General features: G+C 44.5%; 21 protein-coding genes. 20 read left to right on the top strand and 1 reads right to left on the bottom strand.

All coding sequences use genetic code 11. The features are described from left to right. Positions 1-28: 28 nt before the first annotated feature. The 20 genes from aroC to ypjB all read left to right on the top strand — a co-directional run bounded on the left by aroC (position 29) and on the right by ypjB (position 18,773). On the top strand, positions 29-1,201 hold the full coding sequence (gene aroC, locus GYO_RS33510) for a chorismate synthase (RefSeq protein ID WP_003225524.1): 1,173 nt from the start codon (positions 29-31) through the stop codon (positions 1,199-1,201). Next, the gene (aroB, locus tag GYO_RS33505) at positions 1,201-2,289 is read left to right on the top strand and encodes a 3-dehydroquinate synthase (RefSeq protein ID WP_014114209.1); all 1,089 of its coding nucleotides are present in this window, start codon (positions 1,201-1,203) and stop codon (positions 2,287-2,289) included. Before aroC ends, aroB begins: the two co-directional genes overlap by 1 nt. Then, positions 2,286-2,669, top strand: coding sequence for a chorismate mutase (gene aroH, locus GYO_RS33500; RefSeq protein ID WP_014114208.1), 384 nt, complete (start codon positions 2,286-2,288; stop codon positions 2,667-2,669). The genes aroB and aroH overlap by 4 nt, the downstream gene beginning before the upstream one ends. A gap of 215 nt (positions 2,670-2,884) precedes the next feature. Further along, the gene (trpE, locus tag GYO_RS33495) at positions 2,885-4,432 is read left to right on the top strand and encodes an anthranilate synthase component I (RefSeq protein ID WP_014114207.1); all 1,548 of its coding nucleotides are present in this window, start codon (positions 2,885-2,887) and stop codon (positions 4,430-4,432) included. Next, positions 4,404-5,420 carry an anthranilate phosphoribosyltransferase gene (trpD, locus tag GYO_RS33490; RefSeq protein ID WP_014114206.1) on the top strand — a complete coding sequence of 339 codons (1,017 nt, stop codon included), beginning with the start codon at positions 4,404-4,406 and terminating at the stop codon, positions 5,418-5,420. The genes trpE and trpD overlap by 29 nt, the downstream gene beginning before the upstream one ends. Further along, positions 5,413-6,165: an indole-3-glycerol phosphate synthase TrpC gene (gene trpC / locus GYO_RS33485; protein WP_014114205.1), complete on the top strand. Its 753-nt coding sequence runs from the start codon at positions 5,413-5,415 to the stop codon at positions 6,163-6,165. Before trpD ends, trpC begins: the two co-directional genes overlap by 8 nt. A gap of 4 nt (positions 6,166-6,169) precedes the next feature. Next, complete coding sequence (locus GYO_RS33480) at positions 6,170-6,817, top strand: phosphoribosylanthranilate isomerase (protein WP_014114204.1); 648 nt, start codon at positions 6,170-6,172, stop codon at positions 6,815-6,817. Continuing rightward, the gene (trpB, locus tag GYO_RS33475) at positions 6,798-8,000 is read left to right on the top strand and encodes a tryptophan synthase subunit beta (RefSeq protein ID WP_014114203.1); all 1,203 of its coding nucleotides are present in this window, start codon (positions 6,798-6,800) and stop codon (positions 7,998-8,000) included. The genes GYO_RS33480 and trpB overlap by 20 nt, the downstream gene beginning before the upstream one ends. Continuing rightward, complete coding sequence (gene trpA / locus GYO_RS33470) at positions 7,993-8,796, top strand: tryptophan synthase subunit alpha (protein ID WP_014114202.1); 804 nt, start codon at positions 7,993-7,995, stop codon at positions 8,794-8,796. The genes trpB and trpA overlap by 8 nt, the downstream gene beginning before the upstream one ends. A gap of 11 nt (positions 8,797-8,807) precedes the next feature. Next, the gene (gene hisC / locus GYO_RS33465; protein ID WP_014114201.1) at positions 8,808-9,890 is read left to right on the top strand and encodes a histidinol-phosphate transaminase; all 1,083 of its coding nucleotides are present in this window, start codon (positions 8,808-8,810) and stop codon (positions 9,888-9,890) included. Positions 9,891-9,938: 48 nt separating this feature from the next. After that, the gene (locus GYO_RS33460; RefSeq protein ID WP_014114200.1) at positions 9,939-11,054 is read left to right on the top strand and encodes a prephenate dehydrogenase; all 1,116 of its coding nucleotides are present in this window, start codon (positions 9,939-9,941) and stop codon (positions 11,052-11,054) included. Positions 11,055-11,065: 11 nt separating this feature from the next. Further along, positions 11,066-12,352: a 3-phosphoshikimate 1-carboxyvinyltransferase gene (gene aroA, locus GYO_RS33455; RefSeq protein WP_014114199.1), complete on the top strand. Its 1,287-nt coding sequence runs from the start codon at positions 11,066-11,068 to the stop codon at positions 12,350-12,352. A gap of 346 nt (positions 12,353-12,698) precedes the next feature. Beyond that, positions 12,699-13,970 carry a tetratricopeptide repeat protein gene (locus GYO_RS33450; protein ID WP_014114198.1) on the top strand — a complete coding sequence of 424 codons (1,272 nt, stop codon included), beginning with the start codon at positions 12,699-12,701 and terminating at the stop codon, positions 13,968-13,970. A 71-nt stretch (positions 13,971-14,041) separates the two neighbouring features. Beyond that, entirely contained in the window at positions 14,042-14,581 is a 540-nt protein-coding gene (locus GYO_RS33445) for a ReoY family proteolytic degradation factor (protein ID WP_003225551.1), read from the top strand. Between the two features lie 54 nt (positions 14,582-14,635). After that, on the top strand, positions 14,636-15,082 hold the full coding sequence (locus tag GYO_RS33440; protein ID WP_014114197.1) for a YpiF family protein: 447 nt from the start codon (positions 14,636-14,638) through the stop codon (positions 15,080-15,082). Positions 15,083-15,224: 142 nt separating this feature from the next. Beyond that, a complete protein-coding gene (locus GYO_RS33435) occupies positions 15,225-15,728 on the top strand; it encodes a Rieske (2Fe-2S) protein (protein WP_003225556.1) in 504 nt (167 codons plus the stop codon). A gap of 1 nt (position 15,729) precedes the next feature. Further along, a complete protein-coding gene (qcrB, locus tag GYO_RS33430) occupies positions 15,730-16,404 on the top strand; it encodes a menaquinol-cytochrome c reductase cytochrome b subunit (protein ID WP_003225560.1) in 675 nt (224 codons plus the stop codon). 34 nt (positions 16,405-16,438) lie between these two features. Beyond that, a complete protein-coding gene (locus GYO_RS33425) occupies positions 16,439-17,206 on the top strand; it encodes a menaquinol-cytochrome c reductase cytochrome b/c subunit (protein ID WP_014114196.1) in 768 nt (255 codons plus the stop codon). Between the two features lie 110 nt (positions 17,207-17,316). Then, on the top strand, positions 17,317-17,910 hold the full coding sequence (gene lhaT / locus GYO_RS33420; RefSeq protein WP_014114195.1) for a lipoprotein heptaprenylglyceryl N-acetyltransferase LhaT: 594 nt from the start codon (positions 17,317-17,319) through the stop codon (positions 17,908-17,910). Positions 17,911-17,978: 68 nt separating this feature from the next. Beyond that, positions 17,979-18,773, top strand: a complete 795-nt coding sequence (gene ypjB, locus GYO_RS33415) for a sporulation protein YpjB (RefSeq protein ID WP_003225565.1) — start codon at positions 17,979-17,981, stop codon at positions 18,771-18,773. Between the two features lie 40 nt (positions 18,774-18,813). Here ypjB and GYO_RS33410 read toward each other — a convergent pair whose 3' ends face one another. After that, a complete protein-coding gene (locus GYO_RS33410; RefSeq protein ID WP_003230635.1) occupies positions 18,814-19,686 on the bottom strand; it encodes a YitT family protein in 873 nt (290 codons plus the stop codon). Between the last annotated feature and the right edge of the window lie 12 nt (positions 19,687-19,698).

The following is a 19,698-nucleotide window of genomic DNA, read 5'->3' as shown; positions in this document are numbered from 1 at the left end:
CGTTAATGCGATGAAGGGAGAAGAAGTCATGAGATATTTAACAGCCGGAGAATCACACGGCCCCCAACTGACAACCATTATTGAAGGTGTGCCTGCCGGGCTTTACATAACGGAGGAAGATATCAATTTTGAGCTTGCCAGACGCCAAAAAGGCCACGGCCGCGGCCGCCGCATGCAGATCGAAAAAGACCAGGCCAAAATTATGAGCGGGGTGCGCCATGCACGAACACTCGGTTCACCAATTGCTCTCGTCGTTGAAAATAACGATTGGAAGCATTGGACAAAAATCATGGGCGCGGCTCCGATTACAGAGGATGAAGAAAAGGAAATGAAGCGCCAAATTTCCAGACCGAGACCTGGGCACGCTGACTTAAACGGTGCGATTAAATATAATCACCGTGATATGAGAAATGTGCTTGAGCGCTCTTCAGCAAGGGAAACAACTGTCAGAGTGGCGGCAGGAGCTGTCGCTAAAAAGATTCTTTCTGAGCTCGGCATTAAGGTGGCAGGTCACGTATTGCAAATTGGAGCAGTTAAAGCTGAAAAAACAGAATATACGTCAATTGATGACCTGCAGCGTGTAACGGAGGAGTCTCCGGTCAGATGCTACGATGAAGAAGCGGGCAAAAAAATGATGGCTGCCATTGATGAAGCGAAGGCCAACGGAGATTCCATCGGCGGAATTGTAGAAGTCATTGTCGAGGGAATGCCGGTAGGCGTGGGCAGCTACGTCCATTATGACCGCAAACTGGACAGCAAGCTTGCTGCTGCTGTTCTATCAATTAACGCATTTAAAGGTGTGGAATTCGGCATCGGCTTTGAAGCAGCCGGAAGAAATGGAAGCGAAGTCCATGACGAGATCATTTGGGACGAGGAAAAGGGATATACCCGCGCTACAAACAGACTCGGGGGACTGGAAGGCGGCATGACGACAGGAATGCCGATTGTTGTCCGCGGAGTCATGAAGCCGATTCCGACTTTGTATAAACCGCTGAAAAGCGTAGATATTGAAACGAAAGAACCCTTTTCTGCCAGCATTGAACGTTCAGACAGCTGTGCAGTGCCTGCGGCAAGTGTAGTAGCTGAAGCGGCTGTCGCATGGGAAATTGCCAACGCAGTCGTTGAACAATTCGGCTTAGATCAAATCGACCGTATTAGAGAAAATGTGGAGAATATGAGAAAACTGTCGAGGGAATTTTAATGAAAACACTGCATGTTCAAACCGCTTCCTCGTCGTATCCTGTTTTTATCGGGCAAGGCATCAGAAAAGAGGCTTGCGAACTATTAACCTCTTTAAACAGGCCTTTAACACGGATTATGCTTGTCGCGGATGAAGAGGTTGACCGCCTGTATGGTGATGAAATGCTTCATTTGCTGCAAGAAAAATGGCCTGTGAAAAAAGTGACGGTGCCGAGTGGAGAGCAGGCGAAATCCATGGACATGTACACAAAACTGCAGAGTGAAGCGATTCGTTTTCATATGGATCGCTCCTCATGCATCATCGCGTTCGGTGGCGGTGTTGTAGGAGATCTTGCCGGTTTTGTGGCTGCCACTTTTATGCGTGGCATTGATTTCATTCAAATGCCTACGACGCTTTTGGCGCATGACAGTGCAGTCGGAGGAAAGGTAGCCGTGAACCATCCGCTCGGAAAAAATTTAATCGGTGCGTTTTACCAGCCGAAGGCCGTGCTCTACGATACAGACTTCCTGCGTTCTCTGCCTGAAAAAGAGCTTCGATCCGGAATGGCAGAAGTGATTAAACACGCTTTTATCTATGACAGAGCGTTTCTGGAAGAGCTGCTGAATATCCGCTCACTGCGCGATATCACCAGTGATCAGCTAAATGACATGATTTTTAAAGGCATTTCAATAAAAGCATCTGTCGTTCAGCAGGATGAAAAAGAAGAGGGGATTAGAGCTTACTTAAACTTTGGACATACGCTCGGCCATGCTGTTGAGGCCGAATATGGATACGGACAGATCACTCACGGTGATGCCGTAGCCCTCGGAATGCAGTTTGCTTTATATATAAGCGAAAAGACAGCGGACTGTGAAATGGACAGGAAACGTTTGGTCAGCTGGCTAATAAGCCTAGGCTATCCAAATCAAATTAAAAAAGAGACGGAAACTTCGGTTCTATTGGACCGTATGATGAATGATAAGAAAACCCGTGGCGGGAAGATTCAGTTTATCGTGCTCAACGAATTAGGAAAAGTTGCTGATCACACATTTTCCAGAAATGAACTTGAGAGTTGGCTGAACAAATGGCGATTGGAGGAGACATCATGATGATTCGCGGAATTCGCGGAGCAACTACAGTTGAACGAGATACTGAAGAAGAAATTTTACAAAAAACAAAACAGCTGTTAGAGAAAATCATAGAAGAAAACAAAACAAAACCGGAAGATGTTGTTCAAATGCTTCTTTCGGCGACACCTGATTTGCACTCCGTTTTCCCGGCAAAAGCTGTTCGTGAGCTTTCAGGATGGCAGTATGTGCCGGTAACCTGTATGCAGGAAATGGACGTAATCGGCGGTCTGAAAAAGTGCATCAGAGTCATGATGACCGTCCAGACAGATGTTCCTCAGGATCAGATCAGACATGTATATTTAGAAAAAGCCGTTGTATTAAGACCCGATTTATCATTGACAAAAAATACTGAATTGTAATACGATAAGAACAGCTTAGAAATACACAAGAGTGTGTATAAAGCGATTGATTGAGTTGAGTTAGAGAATAGGGTAGCAGAGAATGAGTGTAGTTGAGCTGAGACATGTATGTTTATTCTACCCAAAAGAAGCCTTTCTTTTGGGTTTATTTGTTATATAATGTTTTATCCTCTCATGCCATCTTCTCATTCTCCTTGCCATAAGGAGTGAGAGCAATGTATTTCCAATCCAATATTTCTTCATTTTTACAGGACAGCTTGTCCCACCACACCATACCGATTGTGGAGACCTTCACAGTCGATACGATGACACCCATTCAAATGATAGAGAAGCTCGACAGGGAGATTACGTATCTTCTTGAAAGCAAGGATGATACATCCAACTGGTCAAGATATTCGTTTATCGGCCTGAATCCATTCCTCACGATTAAAGAAGAGCAGAGCCGTTTTACAGCTACAGATCAGGACGGCAGATCTCTTTACACAGGAATTGAACTTAAAGAAGTTCTGAATTGGATGAATACCACCTACAACATCAAAACGCCAGAGCTAGGCATTCCTTTTGTCGGCGGAGCTGTCGGGTACTTAAGCTATGATATGATCCCGCTGATTGAGCCTTCTGTTCCTCCGCATTCAAAAGAAGCAGGAATGGAAAAGTGTATGCTGTTTGTTTGCCGGACATTAATTGCGTATGATCATCAAACCAAAAACGTCCACTTTATCCAATATGCAAGGCTCAATGGACAGGAAACAGAAAACGAAAAAATCGATGTATTTCATCAAAATCATCAAGAGCTTCAAGATCTCATAGAAAAAATGATGGATCAAAAAAACATAAAAGAACTGTTTCTCTCTGCTGATTCATATAAGACACCCAGCTTTGAGACAGTATCATCTAATTATGAAAAATCAGCTTTTATGGCTGATGTAGAAAAAATAAAAGAATATATAAAAGCAGGCGATATCTTCCAGGGGGTTCTGTCACAAAAATTTGAGATTCCGATAAAATCAGATGCCTTTGAGTTATACCGGGTGCTTAGGATCGTCAATCCTTCTCCGTATATGTATTATATGAAACTCAAAGACAGAGAAATAGTCGGAAGCTCTCCGGAACGTTTAATCCATGTTAAGGACGGGCACTTGGAAATCCATCCGATTGCCGGTACGAGAAAACGAGGCGCAGATAAGGAGGAAGATGAAAAACTCAAAGTTGAGCTGATGAAGGATGAAAAAGAAAAAGCAGAGCACTACATGCTCGTTGACCTTGCCCGGAACGATATTGGCAGAGTAGCAGAGTATGGATCTGTTTCTGTGCCGGAGTTCACAAAAATTGTCTCCTTTTCGCATGTCATGCACATTATTTCGGTGGTTACAGGTCGATTGAAAGAAGGGATTCACCCAGTCGATGCACTGATGTCCGCTTTCCCGGCAGGAACTTTAACAGGCGCTCCCAAAATCCGTGCCATGCAGCTTTTGCAAGAGCTGGAGCCTACACCGAGAGAGACATACGGCGGCTGCATCGCCTACATCGGATTTGACGGTAATATAGACTCTTGTATTACGATTCGCACCATGAGCGTAAAGGGCGGTGTTGCATCGATACAGGCAGGTGCTGGCATTGTTGCAGATTCTGTTCCGGAAGCCGAATACGAAGAAAGCTGTAATAAAGCCGGTGCGCTGCTGAAAACGATTCATATTGCAGAAGACATGTTCCATAGCAAGGAGGATAAAGCTGATGAACAAATTTCTACAATTGTGCGTTGACGGAAAAACACTTACTGCCGATGAGGCAGAGGCATTGATGAATATGATGATGACAGCGGAAATGACGCCTTCTGAAATGGGCGGTATATTGTCTATTCTTGCTCATCGGGGAGAGACGCCAGAAGAGCTTACGGGCTTTATTAAGGCGATGCGGGCACGCGCTCTTACAGTTGATGGACTTCCTGATGTCGTTGATACATGCGGAACCGGAGGAGACGGTATTTCCACTTTTAATATCTCAACGGCATCAGCAATTGTTGCCTCAGCAGCAGGGGCAAAAATCGCTAAGCACGGCAATCGCTCTGTCTCTTCTAAAAGCGGAAGTGCTGATGTTTTAGAGGTGTTAGAGGTTCCAATTCAAACGACTCCCGAAAAAGTCAAAAGCAGCATTGAAGTAAACAACATGGGATTTCTTTTTGCCCCGCTTTATCATTCGTCTATGAAACATGTAGCGGGTACTAGAAAAGAACTGGGTTTCAGAACGGTATTTAATCTGCTCGGACCGCTCAGCAATCCCTTGCAGGCGAAGCGTCAGGTGATTGGGGTCTATTCGGCTGAAAAAGCTGGAGTGATGGCAAGCGCACTGGAGACGCTTCAGCCGAAGCACGTCATGTTCGTATCAAGCCGTGACGGTTTAGATGAGCTTTCAATTACAGCACCGACTGACGTGATTGAATTAAAGGACGGGGAGCGCCGGGAATATACCGTTTCACCGGAAGATTTCGGTTTCACAAATGGCAGACTTGAAGATTTACAGGTGCAGTCACCGAAAGAGAGTGCCTGTATTATTCAGAACATTTTTGAAAATAAAAGCAGCGGTTCCGCTTTATCTATTACTGCTTTTAATGCAGGGGCTGCGATATACACGGCGGGGATCACCGCCTCACTGAAGGAAGGAACGGAGCTAGCATTAGAGACGATTACAAGCGGAGGCGCTGCCGCGCAGCTTGAACGAATAAAGCAGAAAGAGGAAGAGATCTATGCTTGAAAACATCATCAAACAAAAGAAGGAAGAAGTAAACACACTGGTCCTGCCGGAAGAGCAGCCTTTCGAAAAACGTTCATTTAAAGAGGCGCTGGCAAGCCCGAATCGGTTTATCGGGTTGATTGCTGAAGTGAAGAAAGCGTCGCCGTCAAAAGGGCTCATTAAAGAGGATTTTGTCCCTGTGCGGATTGCAAAAGACTATGAAACTGCGAAAGCAGATGCGCTTTCCGTTTTAACAGACACCCCGTTTTTTCAAGGGGAAAACAGCTATTTATCAGACGTAAAGCGTGCTGTTTCGATCCCTGTACTCAGAAAAGATTTTATTATTGATTCTCTTCAAGTGGAGGAATCAAGAAGAATCGGAGCGGATGCCATCTTGTTAATCGGCGAAGTGCTTGATCCCTTACACCTTCATGAATTATATCTTGAAGCAGGTGAAAAGGAGATGGACGTGTTAGTCGAGGTTCATGATGCAACAACGCTAGAACAAATATTGAAAGTGTTCACGCCTGATATTCTCGGCATAAACAACCGAAACCTAAAAACATTTGAAACCTCTATAATGCAGACAGAACAAATCGCATCTCTTGCTCCGAAAGAATCACTGCTTGTCAGCGAAAGCGGAATCGGTTCTTTAGAACATTTAACATTTGTCAAAGAACATGGAGCACGAGCTGTGCTTATCGGTGAATCATTGATGAGACAAACATCACAGCAAAAAGCAATCCATGCTTTGTTCGGGGAGTGAGGATGTGAAGAAGCCGGCATTAAAATATTGCGGCATACGGTCACTGCAGGATTTGCAGCTTGCAGCGGACTCGCAGGCTGATTATCTGGGCTTTATTTTTGCTGAAAGCAAACGAAAAGTATCTCCGCAAGATGTGAAGAAGTGGCTGAGTCAAGTTCGTGTCGAAAAACGGGTTGCAGGGGTTTTTGTTAATGAATCGATAGAGTCGATGTCACGCATTGCCGACGACTTGAATCTCGATGTCATTCAGCTTCACGGTGATGAGGAACCGGCGGATGCCGATGCGCTTCGCATGCTGACAGATTGTGAAATATGGAAGGCGCTTCACCATCATGAGAACACAACTCAAGAAATAGCCCGCTTTAAAGATAATGTAGGCGGCTTTGTGATTGATTCATCTGTCAAAGGGGCAAGAGGCGGCACTGGTGTTGCTTTTTCTTGGGACTGTGTGCCGGAATACCAGCAGGCGGCTATAGGCAAACGCTGTTTTATCGCAGGCGGCGTGAATCCGGACACTATCACAGACTTATTGAAATATGAGCCGGCAGGAATTGACCTTGCCAGCGGAATCGAAAAAAACGGACAAAAAGAACAGAATCTGATGAGGCTTTTAGAAGAAAGGATGAACCAATATGTATCCATATCCGAATGAAATAGGCAGATACGGTGATTTCGGCGGAAAGTTTGTTCCGGAAACACTGATGCAGCCGTTAGAAGAAATTGAAACCGCATTTAAAGAGATCAAGGATGATCCTGTTTTTCGTAATGAATATTACAAGCTGTTAAATGACTATTCCGGAAGGCCGACTGCACTCACATTCGCTGATCGAGTCACTGAGTATTTAGGCGGTGCGAAAATTTATTTGAAACGAGAAGATTTGAACCATACAGGGTCTCATAAAATCAATAATGCGTTAGGTCAAGCGCTGCTCGCTAAGAAAATGGGAAAAACGAAAATCATTGCTGAAACCGGTGCCGGTCAGCACGGTGTGGCCGCTGCAACAGTCGCAGCCAAATTCGGCTTTTCCTGTACTGTGTTTATGGGCGAGGAGGATGTTGCCCGCCAGTCTCTGAACGTTTTCCGCATGAAGCTTCTTGGTGCGGAAGTTGTGCCTGTAACAAGCGGAAACGGCACATTGAAGGATGCCACAAATGAGGCGATTCGGTACTGGGTTCAGCATTGCGAGGATCATTTTTACATGATTGGATCAGTTGTCGGACCGCACCCTTATCCGCAGGTGGTCCGAGAATTTCAGAAAATGATTGGAGAGGAAGCGAAGGATCAGCTGAAACACATTGAAGGCACTCTGCCTGATAAAGTAGTGGCGTGTGTAGGCGGAGGAAGCAATGCGATGGGCATGTTTCAGGCGTTTTTAGATGAAGATGTTGAACTGATCGGCGCTGAAGCAGCCGGAAAAGGAATTGATACTCCTCTTCATGCCGCTACTATGTCGAAAGGAACCGTAGGCGTTATTCATGGTTCATTGACTTATCTGATTCAAGATGAGTTCGGGCAAATTATTGAGCCTTACTCCATTTCAGCAGGACTCGACTATCCTGGAATCGGTCCGGAGCACGCTTATTTGCATAAGAGCGGCCGTGTCACTTATGACAGTATCACAGATGAAGAAGCGGTGGATGCATTAAAACTCTTGTCAGAAAAAGAGGGGATTTTGCCGGCGATCGAATCTGCCCATGCGTTAGCGAAAGCATTCAAACTCGCCAAAGAGATGGATCGCGATCAAACCGTTCTCGTCTGTTTATCAGGACGGGGAGATAAGGATGTCAACACATTAATGAATGTATTGGAAGAAGAGGTGAAAGCGCATGTTTAAATTAGATCTTCAAGCATCAGAAAAATTGTTTATCCCGTTTATTACAGCGGGAGATCCATCGCCTGAGGTTTCGGTTAAACTGGCGAAGTCACTCCAAAAAGCAGGCGCCACAGCACTGGAGCTTGGTGTTGCATACTCAGACCCGCTTGCAGACGGTCCGGTGATCCAGCGTGCTTCAAAGCGGGCGCTTGATCATGGAATGAATATCGTAAAGGCAATCGAATTAGGCGGAGAAATGAAAAAAAACGGAGTGAATATTCCGATTATCCTCTTTACGTATTATAATCCTGTGTTACAATTGAACAAAGAATACTTTTTCGCTTTACTGCGGGAAAATCATATTGACGGTCTGCTTGTTCCGGATCTGCCATTAGAAGAAAGCGCCAGCCTTCAAGCGGAATGCAAAAGCCATGAGGTGACGTATATTTCTTTGGTTGCGCCGACAAGCGAAAGCCGTTTGAAAACCATTATTGAACAAGCCGAGGGCTTCGTCTACTGTGTATCTTCTCTAGGTGTGACCGGTGTCCGCAATGAGTTCAATTCATCCGTGTATCCGTTCATCCGGACAGTGAAGGATCTTAGCACTGTGCCGGTTGCTGTAGGATTCGGTATATCAAACCGCGAACAGGTCATGAAGATGAATGAAATTTGTGACGGTGTCGTAGTGGGAAGTGCGCTCGTCAGAAAAATAGAAGAGCTAAAGGACCGGCTCATCAGCGCTGAAACGAGAGATCAAGCGCTGCAGGAGTTTGAAGATTACGCAACGGCGTTTGGCGGCTTGTACAGCTTAAAATGAGGTGACTGGATTTGCGTATCAAAGAACATTTAAAACAGCTGAAGCCTTATCAGCCTGGTAAGCCGATTGAAGCAGTGAAATCAGAATATGGCTTGGATAAAGTTGTGAAGCTTGCTTCAAACGAAAATCCGTACGGCTGTTCAGAAGCTGCAAAAGAGGCGCTTCAGCATGAGATTCATCAGCTTGCGCTTTATCCGGACGGGTATAGCGCCGCTTTGCGGACAAGGCTCAGTGAGCACCTCAATGTCAGTGAAACATCACTTATTTTCGGAAACGGTTCAGATGAAATCATTCAGATCATCTGCCGGGCATTTTTAAACGATAAAACCAACACGATAACGGCTGCTCCGACTTTTCCGCAGTATAAACATAATGCGGTCATTGAAGGCGCTGAAGTTCGTGAAATCGCACTTCGTCCTGACGGCTCACATGATTTAGACGCCATGCTTGAAGCAATTGACGAACAGACACAAGTCGTTTGGATATGCAGTCCGAATAACCCGACTGGCACTTATACATCAGAAGGGGAATTACTCGCATTTCTGGAGCGCGTTCCTTCTCGTGTCCTCGTTGTTCTTGACGAAGCATATTATGAATATGTAACAGCTGAGGATTACCCGGAAACTGTGCCGTTATTAAACAAGTATTCCAATCTGATCATATTACGGACATTTTCAAAGGCTTACGGTCTGGCTGCGCTCAGAGTCGGATATGGAATTGCTGACGAGGACCTGATTCGCCAGATTGAGCCGGCAAGAGAGCCATTTAATACGAGCCGTCTAGGCCAGGCTGCGGCGATCGCAGCACTTGATGACCAAGCGTTTATTGCTTCCTGTGTCGAGCAAAATAAAGCAGGCCTTCAGCAATATTATGATTTTGCGAAGATTCATGGTTTAAAGTGCTACCCTTCACAGACCAATTTTGTGTTAATTGACTTTAACCGTCCTTCTGATGAACTGTTTCAGGCTCTGCTGGAAAAAGGCTATATTGTCCGGTCAGGAAATGCATTAGGTTTCCCGACATCACTCCGGATTACGATCGGAACAAAAGAGCAAAATGAAGAAATTCTTGCAATTTTAGCTGAAATTTTATAAGAGGTGATCAAATATCACCTCTTTAGTCTATAAACCAGGTGATGACGTATGAATCGAATGAAAGATACAATATTGCTCGCCGGTCTCGGATTGATAGGCGGTTCGATTGCGTTAGCGATCAAAAAAGAGCATCCGGGCAAACGGATTATCGGAATCGACATCTCTGATGAACAGGTAGTAGCCGCATTAAAATTAGGTGTGATAGACGAGCGTGCTGATTCGTTTATTAGCGGTGCAAAAAAGGCAGCTACAGTAATCATTGCGACACCTGTCGCACAAACCCTGCTTATGCTTGATGAGCTGGCTCATTCAGGAATTGAACATCAGCTTTTGATTACCGATGTAGGAAGCACAAAGCAAAAAGTGGTTCGATACGCTGAGCAAGTGCTGCCTGGTCGCTACCAATTTGTCGGGGGGCATCCGATGGCGGGTTCACATAAATCAGGAGTGGCCGCTGCGAAGGAATTCCTGTTTGAAAATGCATTTTATATTTTAACGCCAGGCCAGAAAACGGACAGACAAGCGGTAGAACAGTTGAAAAACCTGCTGAAGGGGACGAATGCCCATTTTGTGGAAATGTCACCAGAAGAGCATGATGGCGTTACAAGTGTGATCAGCCATTTTCCGCATATTGTCGCAGCAAGCCTAGTTCATCAAACCCATCATTCGGAAGAGCTTTATCCGCTTGTTAAGCGTTTTGCTGCCGGCGGGTTTAGGGATATTACAAGGATTGCATCGAGCAGCCCCGCAATGTGGCGGGATATTCTATTACATAATAAAGATAAAATCTTGGACCGTTTTGAAGAGTGGATTCGTGAAATTGAGACGATCCGGACATATGTAGAACAAGAAGATGCGGAAAATCTATTTCGTTATTTTAAAGCGGCCAAGGATTATCGCGACGGACTGCCGCTTCGGCAGAAGGGCGCGATACCTGCATTTTACGATTTATACGTGGATGTTCCCGATCATCCGGGTGTGATTTCCGAGATAACGGCTATCTTAGCTGCGGAGCGCATCAGTATCACGAATATCCGCATTATTGAAACACGAGAAGATATTAACGGGATTTTAAGGATCAGTTTTCAGTCTGATGATGACCGCAAACGGGCAGAACAATGCATTGAAACCCGGGCGGAATATGAAACTTTTTATGCTGATTGAGGTGGAAAATAATGAAAAGAGAAAAGGTGCAGGCCTTAAACGGAGAAATACATATTCCTGGTGATAAATCCATTTCTCACCGTTCCGTCATGTTTGGCGCGCTAGCGAAAGGCACAACAACTGTTAAAAACTTTCTGCCGGGAGCGGATTGTTTGAGCACCATCGATTGTTTTAGAAAAATGGGTGTTCGAATTGAGCAAAACGGCAGCGATGTAGTGATTCACGGAAATGGAATCGATTCCCTGAGTGAGCCAGAAAGCCTTTTAGATGTCGGAAATTCAGGTACAACGATTCGTCTCATGCTCGGCATTTTGGCGGGCCGTCCTTTTTACAGCGCGGTAGCCGGAGATGAGAGCATTGCGAAGCGCCCAATGAAACGTGTAACTGAGCCTTTGAAGCAAATGGGGGCTAAAATCGACGGCAGAGCCGGCGGAGAATTTACACCGCTGTCAGTGAGCGGCGCTTCATTAAAAGGCATTGATTATGTATCACCTGTTGCAAGCGCACAAATTAAATCTGCTGTTTTGCTGGCCGGATTACAGGCTGAGGGCACAACAACCGTCACAGAGCCTCATAAATCTCGGGACCACACTGAGCGGATGCTTTCTGCTTTTGGCGTGAAACTCTCTGAAGATCAAACGAGTGTTTCCATTACAGGAGGGCAGAAATTGACAGCTGCAGATATTTTTGTTCCTGGAGACATTTCTTCAGCGGCGTTTTTCCTTGCTGTGGGTGCAATGGTTCCAAACAGCAAGATTATATTAAAAAACGTAGGTTTAAATCCGACTCGGACAGGTGTCATTGACGTCCTTAAAAACATGGGGGCAAAGCTTGAAATCAAACCGTCTGCTGACAGCAGTGCGGAGCCTTATGGAGATTTGGTTATAGAAACGTCATCTCTAAAAGCGGTTGAAATCGGAGGAGATATCATTCCGCGTTTAATTGATGAAATCCCTATCATCGCGCTTCTTGCGACTCAGGCGGAAGGAACAACCGTTATTAAGGACGCGGCAGAGCTTAAAGTAAAAGAAACAAACCGCATTGACACCGTGGTTTCTGAGCTTCGTAAGCTAGGTGCTGAGATTGAACCGACAGCAGATGGAATGAAGGTTTATGGCAAGCAAACACTGAAAGGCGGCGCAACAGTGTCCAGCCATGGAGATCATCGAATCGGAATGATGCTTGGTATCGCTTCCTGTATAACTGAGGAGCCAATTGAAATTGAGCAGACAGATGCCATTCACGTTTCTTATCCAACCTTTTTCAAGCATTTAAATAAGCTTTCAAACAAATCCTGAAGTTTTTCCTTCAGGATTTTTTGTGCAGATTGCCTGTGAGAATCATAATCCGAGACCAAAAAACATAGCTTGTCTTATAGAAAAGAAAAAACGAAAAGGGGGGATGCGCTTTACTTACAAGCCGGCAGGTCAGAGAGCTGCTTTACTGTACAGAGGGCGATCTTCCTTTTTTCATTTTCTATCTCAAGAACTTTTGGTAAACTAATAAGACTCAATAATTCCCTGCCGTACAGCAAGCATCTTATTTGCCGGGGGCTTTCGTCTGAATTATGATAAGATTAACCCGAACAAATAAAGCTTTTTTGTATGGTTGATGTTCTATAGGAAAAGAAAGGACCGGTCCGATTTGAATACATTGATTCAAGAAGCCATAAAATTAGTTGAAGCAGGTGAAACAGAAAAAGGCCTCAACACTCTCTCGAAAGCTGAAAACCAGCTCCATGATGAAGACAAAGCCATTGCCGCCCAGCTTTATTACGAGTGGGGCAATGTAGAAAAAGCGATTTCACTGATCAGTGATTTACATGATTTATATCCAAATGAAACAGAACTGACGAATTTTTACGCTGAACTTTTAATAGATATTGACGAAGAAGAAAAAGCCCTCGCTGTGCTGGAAACCATTCCGGAAACAGATCCATCATATCCGGAAAGTTTGCTGCTTATGGCGGATCTTTATCAGATGCAAGGGTTATTCGAAGTCAGTGAACAAAAGCTTTTACAGGCAAAGTCCATTCTGGACAATGAACCCATTATTGATTTTGCACTGGGTGAACTTTACTTTACTCAGGGAGCCTATGCAAAAGCGGTTCAATATTTTAAAACAACGGCTGAGGAGCAGAGTGAGATCGGAGGCGTTAATGTCCATCAAAGACTGGCCGAATCGTTAAGTGCCTCAGGTGAATTTGAGGATGCCATTCCGTGGTACGAGAAAGCTGTTGATGAGAATCCTGATCCTAATACGATTTTCGGCTATGGGTTTACAGCCTTACAGGCGGGGCTTGTTAAAACAGCTATTAAACAGCTGTCTGATTTAAAAGAGCTTGATCCATCTTATTCTTCACTTTATATGCCGCTTTCGAAAAGCTATGAAGCTGAAGGGATGTATGAAGAGGCATTAAAAACGGCAAAAGAGGGTATCAGATATGATGAATATAACAAAGAGCTTTTCCTCTATGCCGCAAAAATGGCTTTAAAAATCGGGAAGTCAGAAGATGGGAAAAAGCTGCTTCAGGAGGCGCTTGCACTTGATCCGGGCTTCGTCGAGGCACTTCATACACTTCTTGCCGTGTATCATAAAGAAGAGGATTATGAACAGATCATTGATCTTATTCAAGAGGTGCGCGGTTATGGGGAAGAAGACCCGAAATACAATTGGTATCTTGCGAGCGCATATACCGAATTAGAGCAATACGAGAAAGCAAAACAATCCTTTGAGGCTGCCTTTCTTCACTACCGGGAGGACAGAGATTTCTTATACGAATACGCAAGCTTCCTATTAGAAGAAGGCCTGCAAAAAGAAGCGCTGCCGCTTTTGAAAAAGGTTCTTGAAATTGACGGGGCCAATGAAGAGCTGGAAGAAACGATTTTGCGAATCGAGGATGAATTTTCTAGATAAGCAGGAATGTTCACCATTCATGTGGAACATATCAGTATATAGATTATACGAACGATAGAGGAGGGAATTACATGCAGACCCCTGTTTCTGTCAATGAGAAAAAAGATTTTATCCGCTGGTTTTTAAACCATTATCAGTTAAAGCGCCGAGAGTGCGTTTGGATCTTGAACTACTTAATGAGCCATGATTCTCTCATGGAGAAGGTTCATTTTGTAGAGCAGGCAGAATTTTGCCCGAGAGGCATTATAATGTCAACACATTGTGTTGAAGAAGTTCCGTTTCGGTTCTATAAAGAGAATGTCATGACAACCGACGCGGAAAAATCTTTTCATGATATTAGATTAAATAAACAGCAGGATTTGTTTATCCAGCTTAATTTCCGTTCAGCGTACAGCTCACCTGAGTATGCTGCAGTACTGGAATCCAACCCTCATATTCCGAAGGATCTGTTTGAGAACAAAAAAGATCAGGGGTTGGCTGAACAAATTTTGGAGCACGCTATTTCCACATTCCAAAGAGAAAAATTATTAAAAGACATTGACGATGCGCTAGATCGTCATGATAAAGAAGCATTTGAACAACTATCGCGCCAATTGAATCAGCTCACATAATTTGACCAGCCTTGCAGTGTATTGCAAGGCTTGTTGTCGTAAAGGGGGAGAACGATGAGGTGGAGAATGACTGATGCCAAGGACTATTTACAAGCTAAGGATTACATTGATACCGCTGTCATTCCATTAATTAACATAAAGGTAGGCGACCATTTCAAAATGGCGGCGGAGAAAGGAGAATTCACGCAGCTTCTGTCAGAAGAACTGGAAAGGCAGTTAAAGGGACGGGTATATTTACTGCCTCCATATACATATGTTGATAGAAATGAAATAACCGTTCAAGGACTTAAGGATTTGCGGGAAGAGCTTATATCAGAATTTCCGCATGTTGTGCTGCTCACGTCTGATGAAAATTGGAAAAGTGAGGATGCGTTAGGCAAAATCATTGTGACACCGTCTGTTCCGTTAGAGCATTTAAATGACTCCTTAAAAAGAAAAATATTGGATGAACGCACTGCTGAAATTTTGAACGTTTTGTTACAGTTGTGGAGCATCCAATAAAAACACTTACATTTCCTTATAAACAATATTTTGGCTATATTGACCTTGCTGAGAGATTCATATATTATGAGGGTGTCTAGAGTTATTGCAATATTTTCTATTTTAGTCAGTTTGCAGGGGTGACCTAGAGGGGGGAGAAGTTATGGGCGGAAAACATGATATATCCAGACGTCAATTTTTGAATTATACGCTCACAGGCGTAGGGGGTTTTATGGCGGCTAGTATGCTCATGCCTATGGTTCGCTTTGCACTCGACCCGGTATTAAAATCGACAGGGAAGCAGGACATGGTTCAGGTTGTCAGCGTAGATGAGCTGACAAAAGAGCCGCAGCGCTTTGATTTCAAAATTAACCAAGTCGATGCCTGGTATGAGTCAGAAGAGTCAAGATCAGCCTGGGTCTTCAAAAGCGGGGATGAGATTGTAGCGCTTTCGCCAATTTGTAAGCATTTAGGGTGTACGGTGAACTGGAATAGTGATCCTAAAAATCCGAATAAATTCTTTTGTCCATGCCATTACGGACTCTATGAAAAGGACGGCACCAATGTCCCGGGCACGCCGCCGCTTTCGCCTCTTGATCATTATGAGCAAGAAGTAAAAGACGGCTTCCTGTATCTTGGAAAAGCAAAGCCTAAGGGGGAAGGGTGACATGCTGAACAAAATTTATGACTGGGTAGATGAGCGGCTTGATATTACACCGATGTGGAGGGATATTGCCGATCACGAAGTACCGGAACATGTGAATCCCGCCCATCATTTCTCTGCGTTTGTGTATTGCTTTGGGGGACTGACGTTTTTTGTAACCGTTATCCAAGTGTTATCTGGAATGTTTTTAACGATGTACTATGTGCCTGATATCAAAAATGCCTGGGAATCGGTATATTATTTGCAAAATGAAGTGGCATTCGGCCAAATTGTCAGGGGGATGCACCACTGGGGTGCGAGCCTGGTCATTGTGATGATGTTTTTACATACGCTGAGGGTCTTTTTCCAAGGGGCGTATAAAAAGCCGCGCGAGCTGAACTGGATTGTCGGTGTACTGATCTTTTTTGTCATGCTCGGGCTGGGCTTTACAGGCTACTTGCTTCCTTGGGACATGAAGGCTCTGTTTGCAACAAAAGTCGGGCTGCAGATCGCTGAAGCCACGCCTTTGATCGGGACGCAAGTCAAAACACTCCTTGCGGGGCACCCGGATATTGTAGGCGCCCAAACGCTGACTAGGTTTTTTGCGATCCATGTATTCTTTCTTCCTGCCGCATTGTTCGGGCTGATGGCTGCACATTTTATTATGATCCGGAAGCAGGGGATTTCAGGACCGCTTTAAACTCTTGATCTGCGAATAAAAGGGAGGGGATGACATGCACCGGGGCAAAGGGATGAAATTTGTAGGCGACTCAAGGATACCGGCTGAAAAAAAGCCGAATATACCGAAGGATTATTCGGAGTATCCTGGTAAAACAGAGGCTTTCTGGCCGAATTTCTTGTTGAAGGAATGGATGGTTGGAGCTGTCTTTCTGATCGGTTTTCTTGTTTTGACGATTGTGCATCAGCCGCCTTTGGAGCGGATGGCGGATCCGACTGATACAGGTTATATTCCGCTGCCGGATTGGTATTTTCTTTTCTTATACCAGCTGTTGAAGTATGAATACGCCGCCGGAAGCTTTACAGTGGTCGGCGCCATGATTATGCCGGGACTCGCTTTTGGCGCCCTGCTTTTGGCGCCATTCCTTGACAGAGGAACAGAGAGAAGGCCGTGGAAGCGTCCTGTTGCTGTCGGTATGATGCTTTTAGCGATTTCCGCTGCTGTGTTTTTGACGTGGCAGTCAGTTGCTACTCACGACTGGGCTAAGGCAGAAGAACAGGGGAAAATCACAAAAGAAGCCGACATTGACACCAATGCAGAAGGATATAAGATTTTTAAAGAGCAGGGCTGTATTTCTTGCCATGGGGATAACCTTCAAGGAGGGGCAGCCGGGCCTTCGTTGGTTGACACCGGGCTGAAGCCGGATGAAATCAAAAAAATAGCTGTTGAAGGGAAAGGCAAAATGCCGGCGGGCGTATTCAAAGGGAATGATAAGCAGCTCGAAGAACTTGCGAAATTTATTTCTGAAACAACCGCAAAATAACGTGTTGTGAATTGTGAAATGGAAGGATATACTTTTATTATCAAAAGCTGACCAGGCGTCAGCTTTTTTATATGGACATATTATTTTTACAGACTGAGAGTTGATTTAATGTGAAATGGTTTCAATATGTATTAGGACAGCGGCCGATGCTTATTCTTGTCTTAGCCATCAATTTTCTGGGAACGGTTTACGGATACTATTGGTACTTGCCGCAGCTTCTGGAGACACCGGCCCGTTTCCTGATTTTTGTTCCGGACAGTCCGACAGCAACGTTTTTCTTTCTGTTTGTGCTGCTCGCCTTTATCATGAAACGGAACGCTCCGCTCTTTGAGGCGCTTGCGTTAGTCACCCTCGTAAAGTATGGCCTATGGGCGGTCGCTATGAATATTCTTGTGCTGGCTGTAGAAGGTGACTTGCCGTGGGAGGGCTATATGCTGATTGCCTCGCATTTTGCCATGGCAGTCCAAGGCGTGTTGTACAGTCCGTATTTTCGTTTTTCTTTTTGGCATCTTGCAATTGCTGCAGTCTGGACGCTCCACAACGATGTCATTGATTACTTGTTTGACATGATGCCGCAATACTCTATGCTTTCTGATTATATGACTGATATAGGGTACGGAACATTTTGGCTGAGCATTTTTTCAATTGGGCTTGCTTACTTTCTCGTGGTCTCGAAAAAGCAAACAAAGCTTGAGCTGATGTAAAGACAATGTTGGTCTATCCTTGTCCCTTTCTTCATATTCTGTAAGGAGAGAGAGTGGGAGGGACCTGCATGAAACGAAAGCTGACGATCTGTTTGTTGATTGCTCTTATTTTTTATAATGGAAATGCCAAGGCTGCAGAGCGGGGAAGTCTCGAAGAGTTAAACGATTTATCCGATACAGTTTTTCAAATGACCCGCCAGTCAAAATATGAAGAGGCGCTGCAAGTCCTTGCTTATTTTGAAAAAACATTAAAATCCGCTGAGAAAAAAAAGCAAGACACCATGCTAACTGGAGCCCAAATCCGTCAAATCACACTGGGCTATAACGATATGGTACGGAGTTTAAAGCAGGCTGATACATCAGATACACAAAAACTCAGAGCAGCCGCGCAGTTCAGAATGCTGATGGACGCAGTTGACAATCGATCTGATCCGCTTTGGGGCTCACTGGAGAGACCGATTATGGAAGCCTTTGCTGAACTGAAGCAGGATGTCCAAAAGAATGAAAGTACGAGCTTTCATGAAAAATGGAATGAATTTATCAGTCTATATGATTTGATTTACCCCAGTCTTACAATCGATGTATCAGAGGATCAGCTTGAAACAGTTGGGAAACATATAGACGTCATTGAGCAAGAGGAATTTCAGCAAATGACTGAGAGCACGAAGCTTGAACGGCTTTCTCTTCTTCAGCATGATCTAAAAAATGTATTTGACAGGGTGGAGGAGGATGATGCCGATCCGTCTTTACTCTGGGTGATCATCACAACCGGCAGTATTATCATTACAGCTCTGACCTATGTCGGCTACAGAAAGTACAAAGCGGAGAAAAACAAGCTGAAAAAACGGGACTACCCTAAATAAGTATGAGGGGCGGCTGCTGCCGCCTTTTTTCTATCAAATGTCAGCGTGGAAGCGGATTTTTATTTTCGTCAAGCGTAAATCCTTCTCCAAGCACATCGTGGACATCGCTTACCGCCACAAAGGCATGAGGATCAATGGAGTTAATCACACTTTTCAGCATCACCAATTCGTTCTTCGGCACAACACAATAAAGGACATCTATATCCTCTTTTGTATAAGAACCCTGTCCTTTCAAAATGGTGACGCCTCGTTCCATTTCTTCAAGAATCTTTTTCTGAATCAGATCGTTTTTTGAAGAGATAATTGTAGCGCCTTTAGCAGCGTATCCGCCTTCCTGAATAAAATCAATTAATCTTGCCGCTACAAATACAGCCACCAGAGTATACATCGCTTCTTTGTAGGAGAGATAAGTAAGCAAAGACAAAATGATAACGCAGGCATCGAAAGCAAACATCGTTCTGCCCATCGGAATCCCAAAATACTTATTGACCAAACGGGCGATGATATCAACTCCGCCTGTCGTACCGCCGAACTTAAAAATAATTCCTAATCCGGCTCCGATAAACACGCCGGCAAATAAAGCAGCGAGCGCTAAGTCGTGCTGAAGAGGCATATGTATTTCATATCGCTGAAAAATGCTGAGGAACAAAGACAGGGCTACAGTGCCGACAAGGGTGTAAACAAACATTGTCCTGCCAAGCAAACGCCAGCCGATAAAAAAGATCGGAATATTCAAAACCAGGTTCGAGATAGAGGGGCTGATGTGGAAAAGGGCATAAAGCAAAAGTGTAATACCTGTAAAACCGCCCTCAGCCAGATTGTTCTGCATATTGAAGTGAACCAAGCCAAATGAAAAAATTGCCGCTCCGATTAAAATAAAAAATATGTTTTTTAATCTAATTTCTCCAAGCATCACACAAAACCC

Source organism: Bacillus spizizenii TU-B-10 (assembly GCF_000227465.1).
In the GTDB taxonomy this organism is placed as follows: domain Bacteria; phylum Bacillota; class Bacilli; order Bacillales; family Bacillaceae; genus Bacillus; species Bacillus spizizenii.
Note: the sequence above shows the minus strand (reverse complement) of the source record. Positions and strands in the feature narration are given on the sequence as shown.